11 protein-coding genes are annotated in these 19,435 nt (G+C 39.9%); 6 read left to right on the top strand and 5 right to left on the bottom strand.

Going from position 1 to position 19,435, the window contains the following annotated elements:
- The first annotated feature begins 234 nt into the window (after positions 1-234).
- The 3 genes from HMPREF9455_RS10200 (at position 235) to HMPREF9455_RS10190 (ending at position 6,926) form a co-directional block, all read left to right on the top strand.
- A complete protein-coding gene (locus HMPREF9455_RS10200; protein WP_006799603.1) occupies positions 235-1,890 on the top strand; it encodes an AMP-binding protein in 1,656 nt (551 codons plus the stop codon).
- A 521-nt stretch (positions 1,891-2,411) separates the two neighbouring features.
- Positions 2,412-4,100 (top strand): energy-dependent translational throttle protein EttA, encoded by a 1,689-nt coding sequence (ettA, locus tag HMPREF9455_RS10195; RefSeq protein WP_006799602.1) that lies wholly within the window; start codon positions 2,412-2,414, stop codon positions 4,098-4,100.
- Positions 4,101-4,364: 264 nt separating this feature from the next.
- Positions 4,365-6,926 carry a DUF5686 and carboxypeptidase-like regulatory domain-containing protein gene (locus HMPREF9455_RS10190; RefSeq protein WP_006799601.1) on the top strand — a complete coding sequence of 854 codons (2,562 nt, stop codon included), beginning with the start codon at positions 4,365-4,367 and terminating at the stop codon, positions 6,924-6,926.
- A gap of 12 nt (positions 6,927-6,938) precedes the next feature.
- Here the strand turns inward: HMPREF9455_RS10190 and HMPREF9455_RS10185 are convergent, their stop codons facing one another.
- Positions 6,939-7,889 carry a diacylglycerol/lipid kinase family protein gene (locus HMPREF9455_RS10185; protein WP_006799600.1) on the bottom strand — a complete coding sequence of 317 codons (951 nt, stop codon included), beginning with the start codon at positions 7,887-7,889 and terminating at the stop codon, positions 6,939-6,941.
- A 249-nt stretch (positions 7,890-8,138) separates the two neighbouring features.
- Here HMPREF9455_RS10185 and HMPREF9455_RS10180 point away from each other — a divergent pair, with 249 nt between their 5' ends.
- From HMPREF9455_RS10180 to HMPREF9455_RS10170, 3 genes are all read left to right on the top strand, one after another.
- On the top strand, positions 8,139-9,011 hold the full coding sequence (locus tag HMPREF9455_RS10180; protein ID WP_006799599.1) for an OmpA/MotB family protein: 873 nt from the start codon (positions 8,139-8,141) through the stop codon (positions 9,009-9,011).
- A gap of 223 nt (positions 9,012-9,234) precedes the next feature.
- The gene (locus tag HMPREF9455_RS10175) at positions 9,235-10,518 is read left to right on the top strand and encodes an L-cysteine desulfidase family protein (protein ID WP_006799598.1); all 1,284 of its coding nucleotides are present in this window, start codon (positions 9,235-9,237) and stop codon (positions 10,516-10,518) included.
- Between the two features lie 14 nt (positions 10,519-10,532).
- Complete coding sequence (locus tag HMPREF9455_RS10170) at positions 10,533-11,027, top strand: hypothetical protein (RefSeq protein WP_006799597.1); 495 nt, start codon at positions 10,533-10,535, stop codon at positions 11,025-11,027.
- Between the two features lie 63 nt (positions 11,028-11,090).
- On the opposite strand, the gene HMPREF9455_RS10165 is transcribed toward HMPREF9455_RS10170, so the two are convergent.
- From HMPREF9455_RS10165 to HMPREF9455_RS10150, 4 genes are all read right to left on the bottom strand, one after another.
- The gene (locus HMPREF9455_RS10165; RefSeq protein WP_006799596.1) at positions 11,091-13,307 is read right to left on the bottom strand and encodes a glycoside hydrolase family 97 protein; all 2,217 of its coding nucleotides are present in this window, start codon (positions 13,305-13,307) and stop codon (positions 11,091-11,093) included.
- Between the two features lie 169 nt (positions 13,308-13,476).
- Entirely contained in the window at positions 13,477-14,544 is a 1,068-nt protein-coding gene (locus HMPREF9455_RS20710) for a SusF/SusE family carbohydrate-binding protein (protein WP_006799595.1), read from the bottom strand.
- Between the two features lie 29 nt (positions 14,545-14,573).
- The gene (locus HMPREF9455_RS10155; protein ID WP_006799594.1) at positions 14,574-16,199 is read right to left on the bottom strand and encodes a RagB/SusD family nutrient uptake outer membrane protein; all 1,626 of its coding nucleotides are present in this window, start codon (positions 16,197-16,199) and stop codon (positions 14,574-14,576) included.
- 18 nt (positions 16,200-16,217) lie between these two features.
- The gene (locus HMPREF9455_RS10150; protein WP_006799593.1) at positions 16,218-19,226 is read right to left on the bottom strand and encodes a SusC/RagA family TonB-linked outer membrane protein; all 3,009 of its coding nucleotides are present in this window, start codon (positions 19,224-19,226) and stop codon (positions 16,218-16,220) included.
- Positions 19,227-19,435 lie beyond the last annotated feature (209 nt).

The raw sequence follows: 19,435 nt of genomic DNA, 5'->3' as shown, positions 1-19,435 counted from the left end.
ATAAAGGGTGGATTTTATTCACCCTTTATTTATATATGTTCATAGTTTATTGCAACAGGTATCAGATACGATTTATCGAAGAATGTTTTCCGTATTTCGATGATTATAGCAAAGTACCTGTTTGAGATGATGCTTGTTAGCATTACTGTTACAATTATGATATTTGCAATGCTTATATGGCATAAAATCTAAGAATTTGTTTACATTTGCATATATCACCTATAGAATGATTATATGGAAAATAATAAATTTTTAACACTCATCCGGGAGGGAATAGTTAATAACTGGGAACGTCCCGCATTGACCGATTATAACGGAGAAACATACCTATATAAGGATTTTGCAAAAAAAATAGCACAATTACATATCTTGTTCGATGATCTTGAAGTTCAGAAAGGAGATAAAATCGCTATTTGCGGCAAGAATTCGGCTAACTGGGCTGTCGCCTTTTTCGGGTCACTTACTTATGGCGCTGTTATAACTACCATTCTGCACGATTTTAGCGGAGAAAATATTCATACACTAGTAAATCATTCCGAAGCGAAAGTCCTGTTTGCAGATGAATATGTATGGTCTAAAATAGATCCTGTACAAATGCCGACCGTGGAAGCTATTTTGCTCATAGATGACTTTTCGGCGCAGAAATCACGCTCGGCTAAATTTTTGGAATCATGTTCTCACTTGGAGCAGACATTCAATGTTAAATATCCGAAAGGATTCTCACAGGAAGATGTCATCTTTTATGATGAGTCTCCGGATGAACTGGCTGTACTTAATTATACATCAGGAACTACCAGTAATCCGAAGGGAGTAATGATCCCATATCGTAGTTTATGGTCTAATACCCGTTTCGCGATAGATAGTATCGAATTTGTGAAGGCGGGTGACGGCATAGTGTGTATGCTGCCTATGGCGCATATGTACGGGCTGGCCTTCGAGGTATTGCTTTCCATTGCTAAAGGCTGCCATATCCATTACCTGACCCGTGTGCCTTCGCCTCAGATAATTCTGGACGCCTTTTCGAAAGTGAACCCTACGCTGGTGCTGGCTGTTCCGCTTATTATAGAAAAGATAATACAGACCCGTGTTTTTCCTCAATTGAAGAAGCAGCCGGTCAAGACACTGATTAAAATCCCTTTCATCAGGAAAAAAGTATATAAGAAGATTGCGGAAAAGCTTGTACCTGTTTTTGGCAATAAGCTGGTTGAGGTAGTTATTGGTGGGGCTGCATTGAACAAAGAAGTCGGCGCTTTCCTCACGGATATAAGGTTCCCTTACACAGTAGGTTATGGAATGACAGAATGCGGGCCGCTTATTTCCTATGAATATTGGGAAACATATAAGCAAGGATCGTGTGGCCGCCCTGTCGACCGTATGAATGTGCGGATAGAATCATCTAATATGGAAACCGAAGCCGGGGAAATAATAGTGAAAGGACAGAATGTGATGCTTGGTTATTTTAAAAATGAAGAAGCAACAAAACAAGTTCTGGATAGTTCCGGATGGTTGCGCACCGGAGATTTGGGTGTGATGGACCGTGATGGATTCCTGTTTATTCGTGGCCGTAGTAAAACAATGATACTCAGTGGATCGGGGCAGAATATCTATCCCGAAGAGATAGAGGATTATTTCAATAATTCTCCTTATGTTGCCGAATCACTTATAATTGAGGAAAGCGGCAAACTGATTGCTCTTATTTATCCTGATAAAGATTATTTGAAGGCGCATGATGTGAAAGAAGAGGATTATTCTGCTATTTTTGTGGCTGAATTGAAAGCAATAAACAAACGCTTGCCGGGATATAGCCAGGTAGTGAATTTCAGATTGCAGGATCAGGAATTCGAAAAGACGCCGAAGAGGAGTATAAAGCGGTTTTTGTATCAGAAGTAAGTGTACAGTTATACAAATCCGTTATCTAGATTTGATGTTACTTTATTTCAATAATTTTATCTATATAGTATATATAGCAAGCGTGTTATATAGAGAAAAAGTAACAAGATTAAAAAACGTGTAAAAGTGTTACCTTTTAACAAGTAGTAAGTTTTAAGTAATGAGTAATAAGTTGAAAGTTATGAGACACGAGATACAAGTTGCTAACTGATGACTGTTCACTGATAACTGGTATATGTGTTACCTTTGTTACTTTTTATATAGTGTTCTTTGTGTAACTCTTTGTGCCCCTTGTGGTAAAAGAGATTTAACCACTAAGTACACGAAGGAAATCACAAAGAGCACAAGGGCAAAAGACTGTTACCTTTGTTACCTTTTTAATAGTTACGGGTTAATGACTGTTGACTGTTAATTGATATATCTGTTACCTTTTACAGGAGTAAGCAATAAGGATCAAAAAGTTCTTGCTGGGAGTGAGAACGGTTTGGAAGTATAGAAAATAAAAATTTATATATAAAATCATGTCAGTAGACGATAAAAAGATTATTTTTTCAATGATGGGCGTTGGTAAATTATACCCGCCACAAAAACAAGTATTAAAGAATATTTACCTGTCATTCTTCTATGGAGCCAAGATAGGTATTATCGGTCTCAACGGTTCGGGTAAATCCACACTGTTAAAGATTATAGCCGGAATAGATAAGGAATATCAGGGCGAAATAGTATCGGACAAAGGCTTTTCGGTAGGATATCTTGAACAGGACCCGAAACTCGATCCTACCAAAACCGTGAAGGAAATAGTACAGGAAGGCGTACAGCCTATCATGGACTTGCTGAAAGAATATGAAGGCATTAACGAAAAATTCGGATTGCCTGAATATTACGAAGATGCTGACAAAATGGATGCTCTGTTTGCCCGTCAGGCAGTATTGCAGGATAAGATAGATGCAACTGATGCATGGAATATAGACAATAAACTCGAGCGTGCGATGGACGCGCTTCGTTGTCCGCCCGAAGATCAATTAACTGCAAACCTGTCGGGAGGGGAAGCCCGCCGTGTAGCACTTTGCCGTTTGTTGCTTCAGGAACCGGATGTATTGCTTCTCGATGAGCCTACCAACCACTTGGATGCGGAGTCTATCGATTGGTTGGAACAACATCTCCAACAGTATAAAGGTACTGTAATCTGTATCACCCACGACCGCTACTTCCTTGACCATGTTGCCGGATGGATTCTTGAACTTGACAGAGGAGAAGGTATTCCATGGAAAGGAAACTATACATCATGGCTTGAGCAGAAAACCAAGCGTATGGAGCAGGAAGAAAAGCAGGCCAGTAAGCGCCGCAAAACCCTCGAACGGGAGTTGGAGTGGGTGCGAATGGCTCCTAAAGCCCGTCATGCAAAAGGTAAAGCCCGCCTGAATGACTATGAGAAGATGCTTAATGCCGACCAGAAAGAACGGGAAGAAAAACTGGAAATATTTATTCCTAACGGCCCGCGCCTCGGTAATAAGGTAATAGAGGCACATGGAGTAACAAAGGCTTTTGGAGATAAGCTCTTATTCGACAATCTTGAATTTATGTTGCCTCCATCGGGTATTGTCGGCATTATCGGGCCAAATGGAGCCGGTAAAACTACCTTATTCCGCTTGATTCAGGGCTTGGAGAGAGCAGATAAAGGGACATTTGAAGTGGGAGAGACCGTGAAAATAGGATATGTAGATCAGTCGCATGCCGAGATCGATCCGAATAAAAGTGTTTATCAGGTTATTTCGGGAGGAAGCGAGTTTGTGCGTGTAGGAGGAAAAGATATTAATGCCCGTGCTTACTTATCACGTTTCAACTTCTCGGGAGGAGACCAGGAAAAACTTACCGGTGTGCTTTCCGGAGGGGAGCGTAACCGCTTGCATCTGGCATTGACGCTGAAGTCGGAAGCCAATGTATTGCTTCTCGATGAGCCTACCAATGATATCGATGTAAATACATTGCGTGCATTGGAAGAAGGTTTGGAAAACTTTGCAGGATGCGCTGTTGTGATATCGCATGACCGTTGGTTCCTCGACCGTATCTGTACACATATTCTGGCTTTTGAAGGCAATTCGGAAGTATTCTTTTTTGAAGGAAGTTACAGTGAATATGAAGAGAACAAAAAGGCACGTATGGGTAATGTGGAGCCGAAACGTATTCGTTACCGCAAACTGATTAATTAAAAAATCATAACAACTGCAACTAAATGTATGTTGCATACATCTAATATACTAGAATCAAGAGCAGATTTAATTACATTTGCTCTTGGTTCTTTATAACTTCTATATAAACGAAATGAGGAAACCTTTATCAAACAAGGAAATAAGCGGTCGTTTCGGAACAGTCTCTAAGAAATGCTACAGGGAAACTGATAGTAGTGGAGGAGATGAAGATTGAATATAGATGAGAATCTAAAAACAAAAAAAAGGAAAAAACGTTTTAACTGAATGAGTGAAATACCACAATATATTATCAGAAGGAAGATGATACTCCTGTTGTCTTTCTTTCTTATCATTTGTGGTACTGTATGCGCCCAGTCACTCACGATTGTAAGAGGTACTGTCAGAGATGCTGTAACAAAGGAGAAGCTACCGTTTGTAACCGTCGTTTTCGATAAGACGACTATCGGCACATTTTCGGATGAAGAGGGTGAATTCAGATTGAGCAACCGAGGGAATAATACATCTGTTACTGCTTCCCTTTTGGGGTATAAGTCCGAGACCATCACTATCCCTGTTGGAAGAACTACCACAATAGAAATAAATCTTGAACCCGAGGACAAATTATTAAAAGAAGTTATTGTTCGTCCGCAGAAGGAGAAGTACTCCAAGAAGAATAATCCTGCTGTCGAACTGATAAAGAAAGTGATCGCTCACAAAGATGAGAATAATATAACAGATCTCAACTATTACCAGTATAAGGAATATGAACGGATATTTTTTGCACTGAATGAGTATCATCCGGATATGCCTTTATTGAAAAAATATAAGTTTCTGCCCAATTATGCGGACACATCAATGATTGATAATAAAATCATATTGCCTTTCTCTATCAGGGAAAGAATATCTGATGTATTTTATAAAAAAGAAAATAATTCGGCCAAACGTATTGTAAAAGGCTATCATATCGAAGGACTGGATAAGACTTTCGATACAGAAGGGCTTGATGCTATAATAAAGGAAGTCTTTAAAGATATATCTATATATGATAATTCGATTAATTTACTACTGCAGCCCTTTGTGAGTCCATTGAGCGAACATAGTGCCGTTAATTTTTACAGATGGTACCTTTCGGATACGGTGACAATTGATAAAGACCGCTATGTGAAGCTCGATTTTGCCCCTTTCAACTCCCGCGACATTGGCTTTACCGGTAATCTGTATATCTCTCTCGATAGTATGTATGCTGTAAAGAGAGCTGTGATAAGGACTCCTAAGAAAATGAATATAAACTTTGTTCAGGAGCTTATTATTCAGCATGACTTTAAGAAATCGGCAGATAACAAATGGATTCCGATGGAAGAGCGAATGGCCATTGATGTGACGATGGCTGATCTTATTAAATTCTATATAGATAAAACCCGTACATATGTGGATTTTGTTGAAAACCGGCCTATGGAACCGGTTTTTGTTCTCAGTGCTCCGGAGGTATTTGAAAAAGATTATTTGAAAAGAGATAAGAATTTCTGGGCAGATAACCGGCCGGCTGAACATAAAAAAGACTACCGCATGGATGAAATGCTGGAAGATGTAAATAAGGTATTTCTGTTCCGTCTTTTATTGAGGACAGGTGATGTTCTGTCTACCGGGTATTTCCCTACATCGAAAGACCCAGAGACAAATAAGCTGGAGATAGGGACTATTCCAACATTCTATAGTTTCAATAAAACGGAAGGTAATCGTTTTCGTATGACACTGTCTACAACAAAGAATCTCCATCAACATCTTTTCTTCTATGGCTATGGAGCTTATGGAACCCGGGACGAGAAATTTAAATATTATGGTGAGGCTACATGGGCTTTCAATAAGATAGAGAAACATAAGGATGAGTATCCGAAGAATAACCTGATAGTTGCCTATAAGTATGATCTAAATACGCTCGGACAACGTTATACACAGGCCGAACGGGATAATATACTGATGTCTATACAGGCGTCAGGAAACTCTAAAATGACATATAACCGCCAGACTCAGATAGCTTGGGATAAAGAGTTTTATGGAGGATTCTCATTCAAACTTACCGGTCAGACATTTGACGAGCGTCCTGCGGCCAATATCGTATTTGAAAAAATGGGCGAAAATGGTAATATATACAAGGTGGACAGGGTAAAGACCACCGAAGCTATGCTGGCACTGCGCTATGCTCCGAACGAAAAGTTTTTTCAACAACGTAGGAAGAGGCATTCCATCCCTTCCCCACGGCTTGTAACAAACCTGACACATACGATGGCTCTCGAAAATATATTTGGAGGCCAATACCATTATAACAAGACATCACTGGCTATATCCAAGCAGTTTTGGGTTGCACCGTATGGCAAAATTTACCTGTCGGCGCAAGCTGAAAAAATATGGGGCGAAACGCCTTTTCCGTTTCTTATAACTCCCAGTGCCAACAACTCATATACTATACAGCGGGGCAACTACTATTTAATAGAACCCCTCGAGTTTATGCACGATGCACAGGCTTCATGGGAAATATATTATCATATGGGGGGCTGGTTTCTCAACAGAGTTCCTTTCCTTAAGGTATTGAAATGGAGGGAAGTATTTGGATTCCGTGGTTTTATTGGCTCGCTGAGTAATAAAAACAATCCGGAACATAATAAAAATCTGCTCATATTTCCTCAAGATACATATACTACCAATAGAGGTCCATACATGGAATATAACATAGGAATAGAGAATATCTTTAAGCTATTCCGTATCGATTATGTACGCAGAATAAATTATCTCGACCATCCGAATGTGGATAAAGATGGTTTCAGAGTGTCGTTTGAACTGAACTTTTAATAATCCCGGTTTTCAGAAAAAGGTATCAGCTATTCGCATGAGTACTTCCTGTGGATCTAATGGATGTTTTTTTTGTGGATTTGCAGGCACCAGTACTTTCAATCCTTGTGGTATTATTTTTACATGTATCTCTTTTCCCATTTCTACAGGGTCACCGTCTATGTGCATCATTCCCTCTTGTTCTCTCTTTATAGTGACTTCATTGGTGATTAGTTCAATCATCTTGTTATTCTCATCTATCTTCTTTGTGAAGAGTTGAAGGGATGTTTGAGGGACTTCTAATATAGAGAGGGGTTTTAGTATTGCAATATTCATCATACCATCCTGTATGTCGGCATGAGGTGCAATATGTGCATTGTATCCATATTGCGACGCATTAGCACAAGTTACAACAAACGCCTTATCTTTTATTGTGCCTTCCGGGCATATTATTTCATAAGTTTCAGGCTTTTGTCTGATAAAGGTTTCCAGCATATTTTTAATATACATAAATGAACCTCTGCTTTTTTTGCCCGACGACATAGCCGCTACTTCTGCATCAAATCCTACACCGCAGGTACAGAAAAATATACGGTCATTAACCATCCCGTAGTCAATGGATATTATATTTTCGTCCAGAATAATACCCATCGCTTTCTTTGCGTCAGTAGAAATATTCAGGTCACGTGCCAGTCCATTTCCCGAACCCAGTGGGATGATGCCTAGTGCTGTCTGGGAGTTGACCAATGTGCGGGCAACTTCGTTTACTGTGCCGTCGCCTCCGACTGCAATCACGTAGTCTACCTTATCTTTGATAGCTTGCCTGGCTATTTCAGATCCATGTCCGGCATAACCAGTAATAAATATATGGACATCAAACCTGTGCGCATCAAATGTTTCCGCGATTTTGTGTGGAAGGTTTTGCTTCGATGACGTTCCCGATTTCGGGTTGATTATAGCATATATTTTTTTCTTTGCACTCATTTCATCAGCACATAAAAGTTTTGTAATACAAAAATAACATATTAAGAGTCATAGACCAAATAATAGGTTCGATTTAGAAAAGATAGCCTGTGTGGCAGTTATTTTATTTTCTTTAGTATCATATATATATGAATTCTAAGAAATCTTCCGTTTAATAATTGAGAGGTTATATTCCTAATGATAGTTTAAAACAAATAAAGAAGGAGCATTGTTATATTTATAATAGGTTTAAATAATAATATAAGATTTATGAGACATTTTATTTGGACGTTGTTGATACTGACAGCGAGTATTTTTTTTACAAGTTGTGTGAGTAAAGGTAAATTCAGGAGCCTGGAAGCAGATTATAATCTGTTGAAAAACGATTATCAGGAAGGTCAGCTACAATTGAGGGAAAGTAAGACTCGTGTAGCGAGCCTTGAAGATAGATTGCGGGAAGCCCAGCAAAACAATGCGGATTTGCGTGCTGCTTATGCTGAGCTTCAAAATTCATTGAACAAGAGTTTGGCACAAAGTTCCCAAGGTAATGTGAATATTGCTAAACTGTTGGATGAGATTAATGCATCGAACCGTTTTATCCAACATCTGGTGGAAGCCAAAAATAAGTCGGATTCTTTGAATCTGGTGATGGTTAATAATCTTACTCGTTCGCTTTCGCGCAGCGAAATGCAAGATTTGGACATTAAAGTGCTGAAAGGCGTTGTATACATTTCTTTAGCGGACAATATGCTGTACCGTTCGGGAAGCTATGAGATAAGTGAAAAGGCAGGGGAGATACTAAGTAAAATTGCAAAAATTATTTTAGATTATAAGGATTACGATGTATTGGTGGAGGGAAATACCGATACAGATCCGATTTCCCGTCCTAATATTCGTAACAACTGGGATTTGAGTACCCTACGTGCTTCTTCGGTAGTTCAGGCGTTGCAAAACAACTATGGAGTGGATCCTAAACGTATGACAGCTGGAGGACGGGGAGAGTACAATCCTGTTGCAAGTAACAGTACTATAGAAGGAAAAGCGCTTAATCGCAGGACGCAGATAATTATTACTCCTAAGCTGGATCAGTTTATGGAATTAATTGATCAGGCTCCGGAAAGTTCTCTGGACGCAGATTATTAATTTTATGTAAACAGTTTTATAAGACAGAGGTTGTTCCTTATTTTGATGAACAACCTCTGTTTCTTTTTTAATGCCTGCCTTGTTTCTCTATTATATTTAGTCTTCTGCTAAGTCATATATTGGGAAATGATAAAAAAACTTTTTCTTAAAGAGGTGGTTTGAGATTAATGACACAATTAAATCAATATCTTTGTGTATATAATACTAAATATAGTAGTAGACTATGATTAACACATTGGAAAAAGAGCAAATTGTAAGTTTGATAAAAAAAGAAGTTGTGCCCGCTATTGGTTGTACCGAACCTATTGCAGTATCATTGTGTGTGGCAAAGGCGACCGAAGTGCTAGGAACGCAACCTGAGAAAATCAAAGTATACCTGAGTGCCAATGTTTTGAAGAATGCGATGGGGGTGGGGATTCCGGGAACCCGTATGGTAGGCTTGCCCATAGCTGTCGCTTTGGGTGCTCTTATCGGAAAGAGTGAATATGGCTTGCAGGTATTGAAAGATCTTACCCCGGGCGATGTTGAACTCGGAAAACAATATATATCCGAAAAACGTATAGAGATAGCGCTGAAAGAAGGTGCCGCAGACAACTTATATATAGAAGCGCATTGTATCGCAGGGGCGGATGAGACGCAAGCTGTCATTCGCGGAACGCATACAAACTTTTCATATATAGCCAAAAACGGACATATACTTTGCGATGAGGCTTGTAGTGAGAATGGGGAGGTTTGTAAAGATGAAGTTACATTGACTTTTGCTAAGGTATATGAATTTGCTACTACTGTTCCCGTAGATAATATACGGTTTATACTTCAGGCAGCAGAACTGAACAGAAAGGCATCAAAGTTATCGCATGAGGGTAATTACGGGCATAATGTTGCTAAAACAGTTACAGGTACTTTAGGTAAAAAGATATTCGGAGATTCCATGCTTTCGCATATGATGTCATATACAGCTGCCGCTTGCGATGCCCGTATGGATGGGGCGATGATCCCTGTTATGAGTAATTCGGGTAGTGGTAATCAGGGGATTACGGCGACTTTGCCTGTTCTTACCTTTGCCGAAGATACCAATTGCACCGAAGATGAACTTGTCAGGGCATTAATCCTAAGTCATTTGACTGTTGTGTATATAAAACAAAAGCTAGGCCGTCTTTCTGCTTTGTGTGGTTGTGTGGCGGCGGCAACAGGTGCAAGTTGTGGTATTACTCATCTGATGGGAGGGGATTATAACCAGGTCACCTTTGCTGTGAAAAATATGGTGGGAAATATAACCGGTATGATTTGCGACGGAGCAAAGCCCAGTTGTGCTCTTAAAATATCGAGCGGTGTATCTACAGCTGTTCTTTCAGCCATCATGGCAATGGAACATAAGGTAGTATCATCTTTAGAGGGTATTGTGGACGATGATGTGGATAAGACCATTGAAAATTTGACCAGTATCGGTGCTGTTGGCATGCAGGAAACTGATAAGTTGGTATTAAAGATAATGACGAGTAAATAGTTAAATTGATAAGAATGAAAATAAGAAATGCATTTAAGGTGCTGCCTGTTTGCGGGCTGGCTTTAGTAATTGGCTTCTCTGCCTGTAATTCTTCAAAGAAGAATGTGCAAGGGGAGGAGAATACGGCAGCAATTGCGGATACGATGAAACTGAATCTGAATCTGGATTTTGCATCTGTAGATACAATGACAATTATCTATATAGATACAATTATCTATATAGATAAGGATGAGTTGAAAGTGCCAATAGGAGATACAGACAAAGAGCGGGTAGGGGAGATGCTGTCCCGATTGGTAAATGACACTGCGTGGAACAATAGCGGAATAATGGTGAAAATGGTTGCTCCCGATTATATGATAACTATGCATTATAAGGGTAAATCGCAGGATGATAACAGCTGGATATCTATATGGAAAGAGTTGGGAAAAGCCAAATTTGATAATAAATGGTATTTATTACCGGAGAAAAAAGAAGATGTATTCAATTTACTGGATAGCTTAAAGAAATAAAAAACGCTCCCGATCGGGAGCGTTTTTTCAACCATTTGATAACCAATTTAGAATCTAAACCTTTTACAGTCTTTTCAATCCTTTTGTCTGCGCCTTATCAGCTTCTGTAATGCTGATGGCGTAACCTCCGGCAGGTGCGCATAGTTGCGATAACTTCGACTTGCTGGTTACCACTACTTTGCGGATAGTGTATGCCTGAGGATTTGTTTTGTAGTGAGCGTCCTTCGCATCGCTGTATATAGTTGCGATGTATGTTTTGGCCGGATCCAGGTATTCGAATGTGATATTTGATGTGCGTCCGTTCTCGTCACATACGCTACCTACGAACCAGTTGTTTGAATTCTTTGCTTTACGGGCAACTGTAATATATTCACCCGGCTCAGCTTCCAGATATTTACTTTCGTCCCAATCTATGGCTACATCTTTAATAAATTGGAATGCGTCCAGATATTGGTTGTATGTTTCGGGCAGATCGGCTGCCATCTGTAACGGACTGTACATGGTTACGTACAGAGCCAGTTGATTGGCCAGAGTACTGTTCACATGAGAATTATTGCCTGGATTGTATTTGCTTACATCCATCTGGAAGATTCCCGGAGTATAATCCATCGGGCCACCGATAAGGCGGGTGAACGGAAGTACAGTGACATGGTTCGGTTTATTACCGCCGAATGCCTGATATTCTGTTCCGCGAGCCGATTCATTTCCTATAAGGTTTGGCCATGTGCGGCATACGCCGGTTGGACGTACTGCCTCATGGGCATTTACCATGATCTTATAGTCAGCAGCTTTCTCAAAAGCATACTGATAATGGTTTACCATCCATTGTCCGTAATGATGTTCGCCACGAGGGATAATATTGCCTACATAGCCGCTTTTAACAGAGTTGTATCCATTGTCAACCATAAATTGATATGCCTTGTCTATGTGACGTTCGTAATTGCGTACCGACGATGAAGTCTCGTGATGCATTATGATTTTCACACCTTTGCTTTTTGCATATGCATTCAGCTCTTTAACATCGAAGTCGGGATAAGGAGTCACAAAGTCGAATACATAGTCTTTCGATTTGCCGAACCAGTCTTCCCATCCTACATTCCATCCTTCTACAAGTACACCGTCGAAACCATGTAATGCCGCAAAGTCGATATATGCTTTCACATGTTCAGTATTGGCGGCGTGTTTGCCATTTGGTTTGGTTTTACTGTAATCGGTAACACCCAGTTGTACGCTATACACGTCATCAGTGTATGCCCAAGAGCTTTTGCCGGTAATCATTTCCCACCATACTCCAATGTATTTTACGGGTTTGATCCATGATGTATCTTCTATTTTAGAAGGCTCATTCAGGTTGAGTGTGATGTGTGAAGCCAATACGTTGCGGGCATCGTCGCTTACGATAACCGTACGCCATGGCGTATGACACGGTGCCTGCATATAGCCTTTGTAACCTTGTGCATCGGGAGTAAGCCATGATTCGAATATCATATTTTTATCATCCAGATTGAGATGCATACAAGAGTAATTGATCAATGCCGCTTCGTGCAGGTTGATGTATAAACCATCATCGGTTTTCATCATCAATGCTGTTTGCACCCCTGTCTCAGAGAAAGGAGTCTGAGATGAATTCGGTGTAATAGCTTTACTCATCAATCCTCTGATCTCGGATAGCTTAGATGTTGTATAATCATATTCCTGTGTATCATAATCGCCCGGAATCCAGAAAGCTTTGTGATCTCCGGCCATGGCAAACTGGGTTCTTTCTTCTTTGATTACGAAGTATGTAAGATTTTTTTGCTCAGGGAATTCATAGCGGAATCCCAGCCCGTCATCGAACAAACGGAAACGGATAACTATATGCCTGTCTGTCGATTTCTGGTTCAGAGTGACGGCAAGTTCATTATAGTGATTCCGGATTTGGTTCGTTTCTCCCCAAACCGGTTTCCACGATTCGTCGAATGTCGCGGTTTTAGTATCTGTTATTTCAAAACCGTTCAGTAAAGATACTTTATCTTCACTTGGGTTATTGTCTTTTGGCTTTACCGAAAAGTCACTGAAGTCCGTGTGTGCGTCACTATCGTCTTTCAGTTCCAGCCCGAGTTTGGATGTTTTTATAACATCTTTGTTTTTGTATGTTAGAGCATATGTTGGGATACCTCCGTTCTGGATAGAGAATTTCAGCGTGAGATTACCATCCGGTGATTTTAGTTCCTGTGCTTTCATTGTCTGGAATATTAAACAAAAGCTGATAAAAATGGAAATACTTATTACTTTCTTCATGATTCTTTTAAAAGTTTTACACAGCAAAGAAACGCTTTTAAAGAATCAATAGCAGCCTGTATATTTATTAAAGCGGGCTAAAAAGTTTGCAAACGTTTGCAAGGATATAAAAAGAAAAAGTGAGGACATGTCCTCACTTTTTCGAAAAGGGTATTTATTAATATTTTATTTATTGGATTGTTCCTGTTCCGGCATTAAAGTCGAGAGTGACTGTTTTGCCAGCTGCAACAGGAACTGCATCCTGATCTCCTCCTGTAGCACGATAAACGATCTTTCCACTGAATATATTGAACTCATGTCTCCACCAATCGCTATTATAAGCATCTATAGCATTCGAAGATGCATACATCCTCAAATTGTTTGATGCTACTGTTACAATTGTAGCTTTGTTTCCGGTTATAGTGAAAGGATATTTACCTGTGTCCCATCCACCGAAAGCATCTCCCATACCATATACTTTAGCCGGTTCGATGGCAATTGCTTTGTCCGGATAGTTTACGAATATTACATACAATCCGCTTGTAGCGACAACAGCATTTCCATCACCATCATTGGAGAAACCAGTGTTTGTATCCATCTTTCCGTAAGCAGTAGCCCAAGTCTTGTCAGGAGACCATTTAAAGCCGTTGCCGGCAGTGAGATATTTGATGCACCAGAACGCTCCATCCTCTCCATCATTATTTTGTATAGGAATTAATGAAACGATTCCATCCGAATCCCAGTTCCAATTTCCGAAATCAGCGCCCACCATATATAGTTCTTTAGGAAATGCAACATAGCAAGTGAACGCAACGCTTTTTATATCGGAATAGAAAACCGGGCCTGTTCCTACGGTGTTAAGCCCTGTTCGCAAACGTAAATAGAGCGTTATTGGTTGAGATTCCTTTACAAACAATAATGCGGCGTCATTCAAAACTTTATATGTTATTTCTGCATTGTTTGAGTATGATGTTACTATAGCTTGAGCATTTTCAAAGGTTGAACTTGTCGCCGCTTCGATGGTATAAACCGGTGCAGCCTGTATATTATAATTGGTTCTTGTCCACGACCATGTTCCTATTTTTTCAGACATTTTAGTATCCTTGTCTATAACAAAATCCTGAAGCGTACTTTGTGTAAACACCGGTTTTTCAATATTGCTTTCATCTCCCAGTTTTATGTGATCATCATCGTTGGAACAGGCAACAAAGATGAACAAAGCGATGAAGCAAGTCAGCAGTATATTTAACTTTTTCATATTCTAATGTGTTTTTTGTTTAGAGATGGTTAATTATAGCCTTCATTCTGAGTCAGATTAGGGTTAGCTCCCATATCATCAGCCGGAATAGGGTATATATTGAATTTCTTATCTACAGATGTTCCTCCGTATGTTCCACCTTTCCATTGCCATGTGTAAGATCCTGTGGTGAGCTTATCGAAACGTACAAGGTCTGTACGGCGTTGAGCCTCATAGAATAATTCACGTCCTCTTTCATCCAGAATAAAGTCTAAAGTGAGATTGGCTTGGCTTATTTCTGCGCTTGCATCGTTGCCGTAGGCACGTTTGCGAAGATCGTTTATATATGTGAGGGCTGTGGCTTCTGATCCCCCGGTTCCTCCGCGGAGAACTGCTTCGGCATAATTCAGGTATATTTCACCTAAACGGAATAAAGGAAAATCTGTATATGCAATATTGCTTGCCGGTAAAGATCCGTCTTTGTTAACATTAGAAAACTTTACTACAGGTATACCGTTTTTATAATTAGAAGGGTCTACAATATTTATATTATCAGCCAAAGTGGGATATAGCATAGTATAACGGATATCTTTACTATTATTACTTTGTTTGGTAAATGTTTCCTGCAATGAAATCCGGGCGCGGTTGCCTTGCCATGCGCCTTGTGCGTTAATATCGGCCTGCATAGCTGAAGGTACCGTACTACAAAGAAGGAATGTCATTCCGCCCCATGTCTGAGTGTCTGCACCCTCATAGCGTATCGGGAAAATCATTTCTTTGGATTTACCATTGTCGGCTTTGAATATGTCTGCATATTTTGGTTCCAGTTCATATCCTACGCTTAATACTTGTTTACTGTATGTCAAACTTTCAGTGTATTTTTTCTCCCCGATATATGCTTCGGCATTCAGATATAAGCGTGAAAGAAGAGACCATGCGGCGGCTTTGGTCACGCGTCCATAATTTTTGCTGTTGTATCCTACAAAAGGATCTAACAAGCCGTTTTGGCATTCAGTCAGCTCTTTTTCAATATACGCAAATAATTCTTTGGCCATTATCTGAGGCGCGGATTCTTTTCCTACAACACTTTCTTCTGTAACGTATGGTACATTACGGAACATATCCAGCAGATAATAATAAGCCAATGCTCTCATGAAACGTGCATCTTCACGTAGAACGCGTATCTCTGATTTTACACTTTCATCCACACCTCTTGAAGATAGTTTATCTTCTGATGTTTCACGAAGGTATTCATTCGATAAATTTATCTGATAGTATAGCCTGTAATACATACCTTTAACGAAAACATTGGTAGAATTCCATGCAAGAGTATTGAAATCGTTTATACCGATGTCTCCCCAGCAGCAGTGAGCTTCATCGGTGGGCAGTTCCTGCAGGTTCCATAATCCGCGAAGGAATGAGGCCTGGCTACCCCCGTCTACTCCGGCTACATCCGATTCATCATCTCCCCCTTTATTTCCCGAAATGGCTAAACCTGCATATATCTTGGCTAATCCGGATTTATAGGCTCCTATTTCTTTTCCATACACAGTTTCGCCAACCACTTCGTTGGGATCGATAGGCAGTGTATTTAAATCGTCTGTGCATGATGTTATAGCTAATGTGCTTAAGGCAACAGCCATAACAGTCATAAATTTATATTTCAGTGATTTCATTTTCTAATCTGTTTAATGTTAAAAATTGAGACTTAAACCAAGCATATAAATACGTGGGCGAGGATAGATATTGTTGTCTATACCATCGTTATTGAACTCAGGGTCCAATCCTTTATATTTGGTGATAATAAAAGGATTCTGAACGGTTGCATACAGACGGGCTGATTCCAGTCCTTTGAATGGCTTCAGGAATGTATATCCTAAAGAGATGTTGTCCATTCTCAGGAAGGATGCATTCTGTATATAATAATCAGAGATAAACTGTGCCTGGCTGAAATTGGTATCGGATGCACTACTTACCCTGTTTTTAAGGAATCCGGTAGGGTCCATTAACCAAGCTCCACCATAAGCTTCACGGTTTGACTGTATATTGTTATATACATAATTCCCGAAACTGGCACGCAATGCGAAGTTGAAATCCCAGTTTTTATAAGAGAATTGAGATGATAATCCCATGTATACGTCAGGTGAAGCTTTCTTATATGGTCGTAAATCTTCTCCGTCTATTACACCATCGTTATTCTGATCTACATAAGCTCCTTCTATTGGCTTGCCATCGGTATCATATATTTGTTCATAAACATAGAATGTACCGTAAGGTTGGCCGGTCTTGTGTACTAATACCTGGTTACCTGTACCGCCGGTGATACCTCCCCATCTGAATATGCTGGTCGGGTCTTCGGCTAGTTTCGTAATTTCATTTTTATTATAGGAAACATTATATGACAGGGACCAGTTAATATCTTTTGTCTCAATCGGACGGGCAGTTATATTAAATTCAATACCCTTATTGGTCATGTTTCCGATATTAGTCAATAGTACATTGCTAAAGTTAGATCCGGCAGGTATAGGTATCTCATTCAACATGTCATTCGTTTTTCTATAATACAGGTCTACAGCTCCTGATATACGGTTGCCAAGGAAGCCGTAGTCCAATCCGATATTATAAGTGGTAGTTTCTTCCCATTTCAATTCCGAATCGTAAGCGTTAGGACGGATCAATTGAACTTTTTCATCTCCCCAGTAATAGTTTGCTCCAGGTTTGCTATATTGGTATTTAGCCATATAAGGATAATCTCCGGTTCCTAAATTTTGTTGTCCGGTGATACCGTATCCCAAGCGAAGTTTCAGATCAGAAAGTAAATTCTGGTTCTTCATGAATGATTCTTCTGTTATCCGCCATGCTAAAGCTACAGAAGGAAATAATCCCCAGCGGTTATCTTTGCTAAAGCGGGACGACCCGTCATTACGAAGCGTAGCTGTTAATAAATAGCGGTTTGCAAATGTATAATTGAAACGTCCGAAGTAAGATATCAGATAATTTTCTGTTTTGAAGCTATCGCCATCTTTATAAGATAGTGCTCCAAATTCATTTTGCTTAGCTTCAGAATATGGATAAATATTAGATTCTGATCTGTAGAAATATTGCCATGAATAACCGCCCATAACATCAAACTTGTGACTGCCTAATTCTTTCACATAGTTGAGGTAGAAATCCATCAGCTGGTTGCGTTTCAATTGCTTATAGTCTCTGTTTTCTCCAAATCCTGTTTTGAAGTTTCCTGTTACCCAGCTCAATGGAGAGTTGTCTTCTATACTGATCCAACCGATACTGTTAGATACATCATATCCCAGATTGAGATTTGCCCTCAGATCGGGAAGAAAATGCATCTTATAGTCAAATTGTATATTTCCAATGCTTCTTTTTACCCTGGATGCATCTCTTTTTTGATTCAAAGTTGCCACTGGATTTGCCAAACCTATATCGATAGGAGTACCGTCCTCTTTAAGAGACATATAATATCCGTTGCCATATTTGCTGTCGCTATTATATACAGGTTGGGTCGGGTCGAATTCTGCGGCGGCACCAATTGCTCCTGTATCAGCGAAACGGTTTGTATTGTATATTCCCTTTAGGCTAAGTTGTACACTCAGATGATTATCAAAAAACTTCGGATTTAAGTTCAGTGACCCTGTCCAACGATCCATATAAGATGTTTTCAGAATACCGTTTTCGTTAGTGTAACCGATCGACACACGGTAAGGGAAATTTCCTGCAGCTCCGGCTACGCTTAGATTATGGTCTGTACTGAAAGCCGTACGGAATATTTCGTCCTGCCAATCTGTATTGGCTGTTCCCAATGCATTTACCTGACTGCTGCCCTCAGCATATTTCGATTTTACAAAATTTCTGAAGTTATCAGCGCTCATCACATCAATATCGTCTGTTTTATTACTGATGGAGAATGTTCCGTTGTAATTGATTTTCGCTTTACCGGAACTTCCTTTTTTGGTAGTAATGATAATAACTCCATTTGAAGCACGAGAACCATAAATCGCGGCAGCAGAAGCGTCTTTCAATACAGAGAAACTCTCGATATCATTAGGATTGACTGATGCCAACGGATTGGCCATACCATTTATAGATGTTGTATTGTCTACCGGTACACCGTCGATAACAATCAGAGGGTCGTTGCTGGCTTTCATCGAAGAGCCTCCACGAATACGTATTTTAGCTGCTGAGCCGGGGGCACCACCGTCTGTGACAACACTTACACCAGGGGCTTTACCTATAAGCAGGTCAGAGGCTGATGTTGCCATCCCTTTAGCCAGGGAATTGGCCGAGATGGCTGTTACAGAACCTGTAAGGTCTTCTTTCTTTACGCTACCATAACCGATTATTACCACTTCTTTCAGTAGTTCGGCATCTTCGCTCAGCGCCACGTCGATAGATGTTCTTCCGGCAATCTGTATTTCCTGTGAGGTGAAACCAACATATGAGAACACCAGTGTTCCGTTTTCCGGTGCTTTAAGTTCATAATTTCCATCCAAATCGGTAACAGTACCTGTCGTTGTGCCTTTAACAACAACACTACCACTAATGATAGGTTCGCCATTGCTGTCTTTCACATTTCCTTTTACTGTAATAGTGCCACTTTGGGCATGCATACTTGATGACAAAGTGATTATTCCTAACATAATAATCAGGAATACTTTTGCGCATCTGTTCTTTCTCTTTCTTTCCATGCGAAATAATATTAAGGATTAACTTTAATTAATATTGATTTATTTTATAAATTGATTTGTATATAGAGCTGATCCGGTTGTCAATCTGGTTATCAAGAAATCGCTTTTTTATAGGTATACGCATAAATAGCTTAGCCCCAAATAGTCTGTTTCGCTATTTGAGGTAAAGTATATTGTTTTGTAAAAAAAGTTAGTCTCTCTCTCTCTCT

The organism is Dysgonomonas gadei ATCC BAA-286, assembly GCF_000213555.1.
GTDB lineage: Bacteria > Bacteroidota > Bacteroidia > Bacteroidales > Dysgonomonadaceae > Dysgonomonas > Dysgonomonas gadei.
The sequence above is the reverse complement of the archived record's forward strand: the minus strand, read 5'-3'. Positions and strand labels throughout refer to the sequence as shown.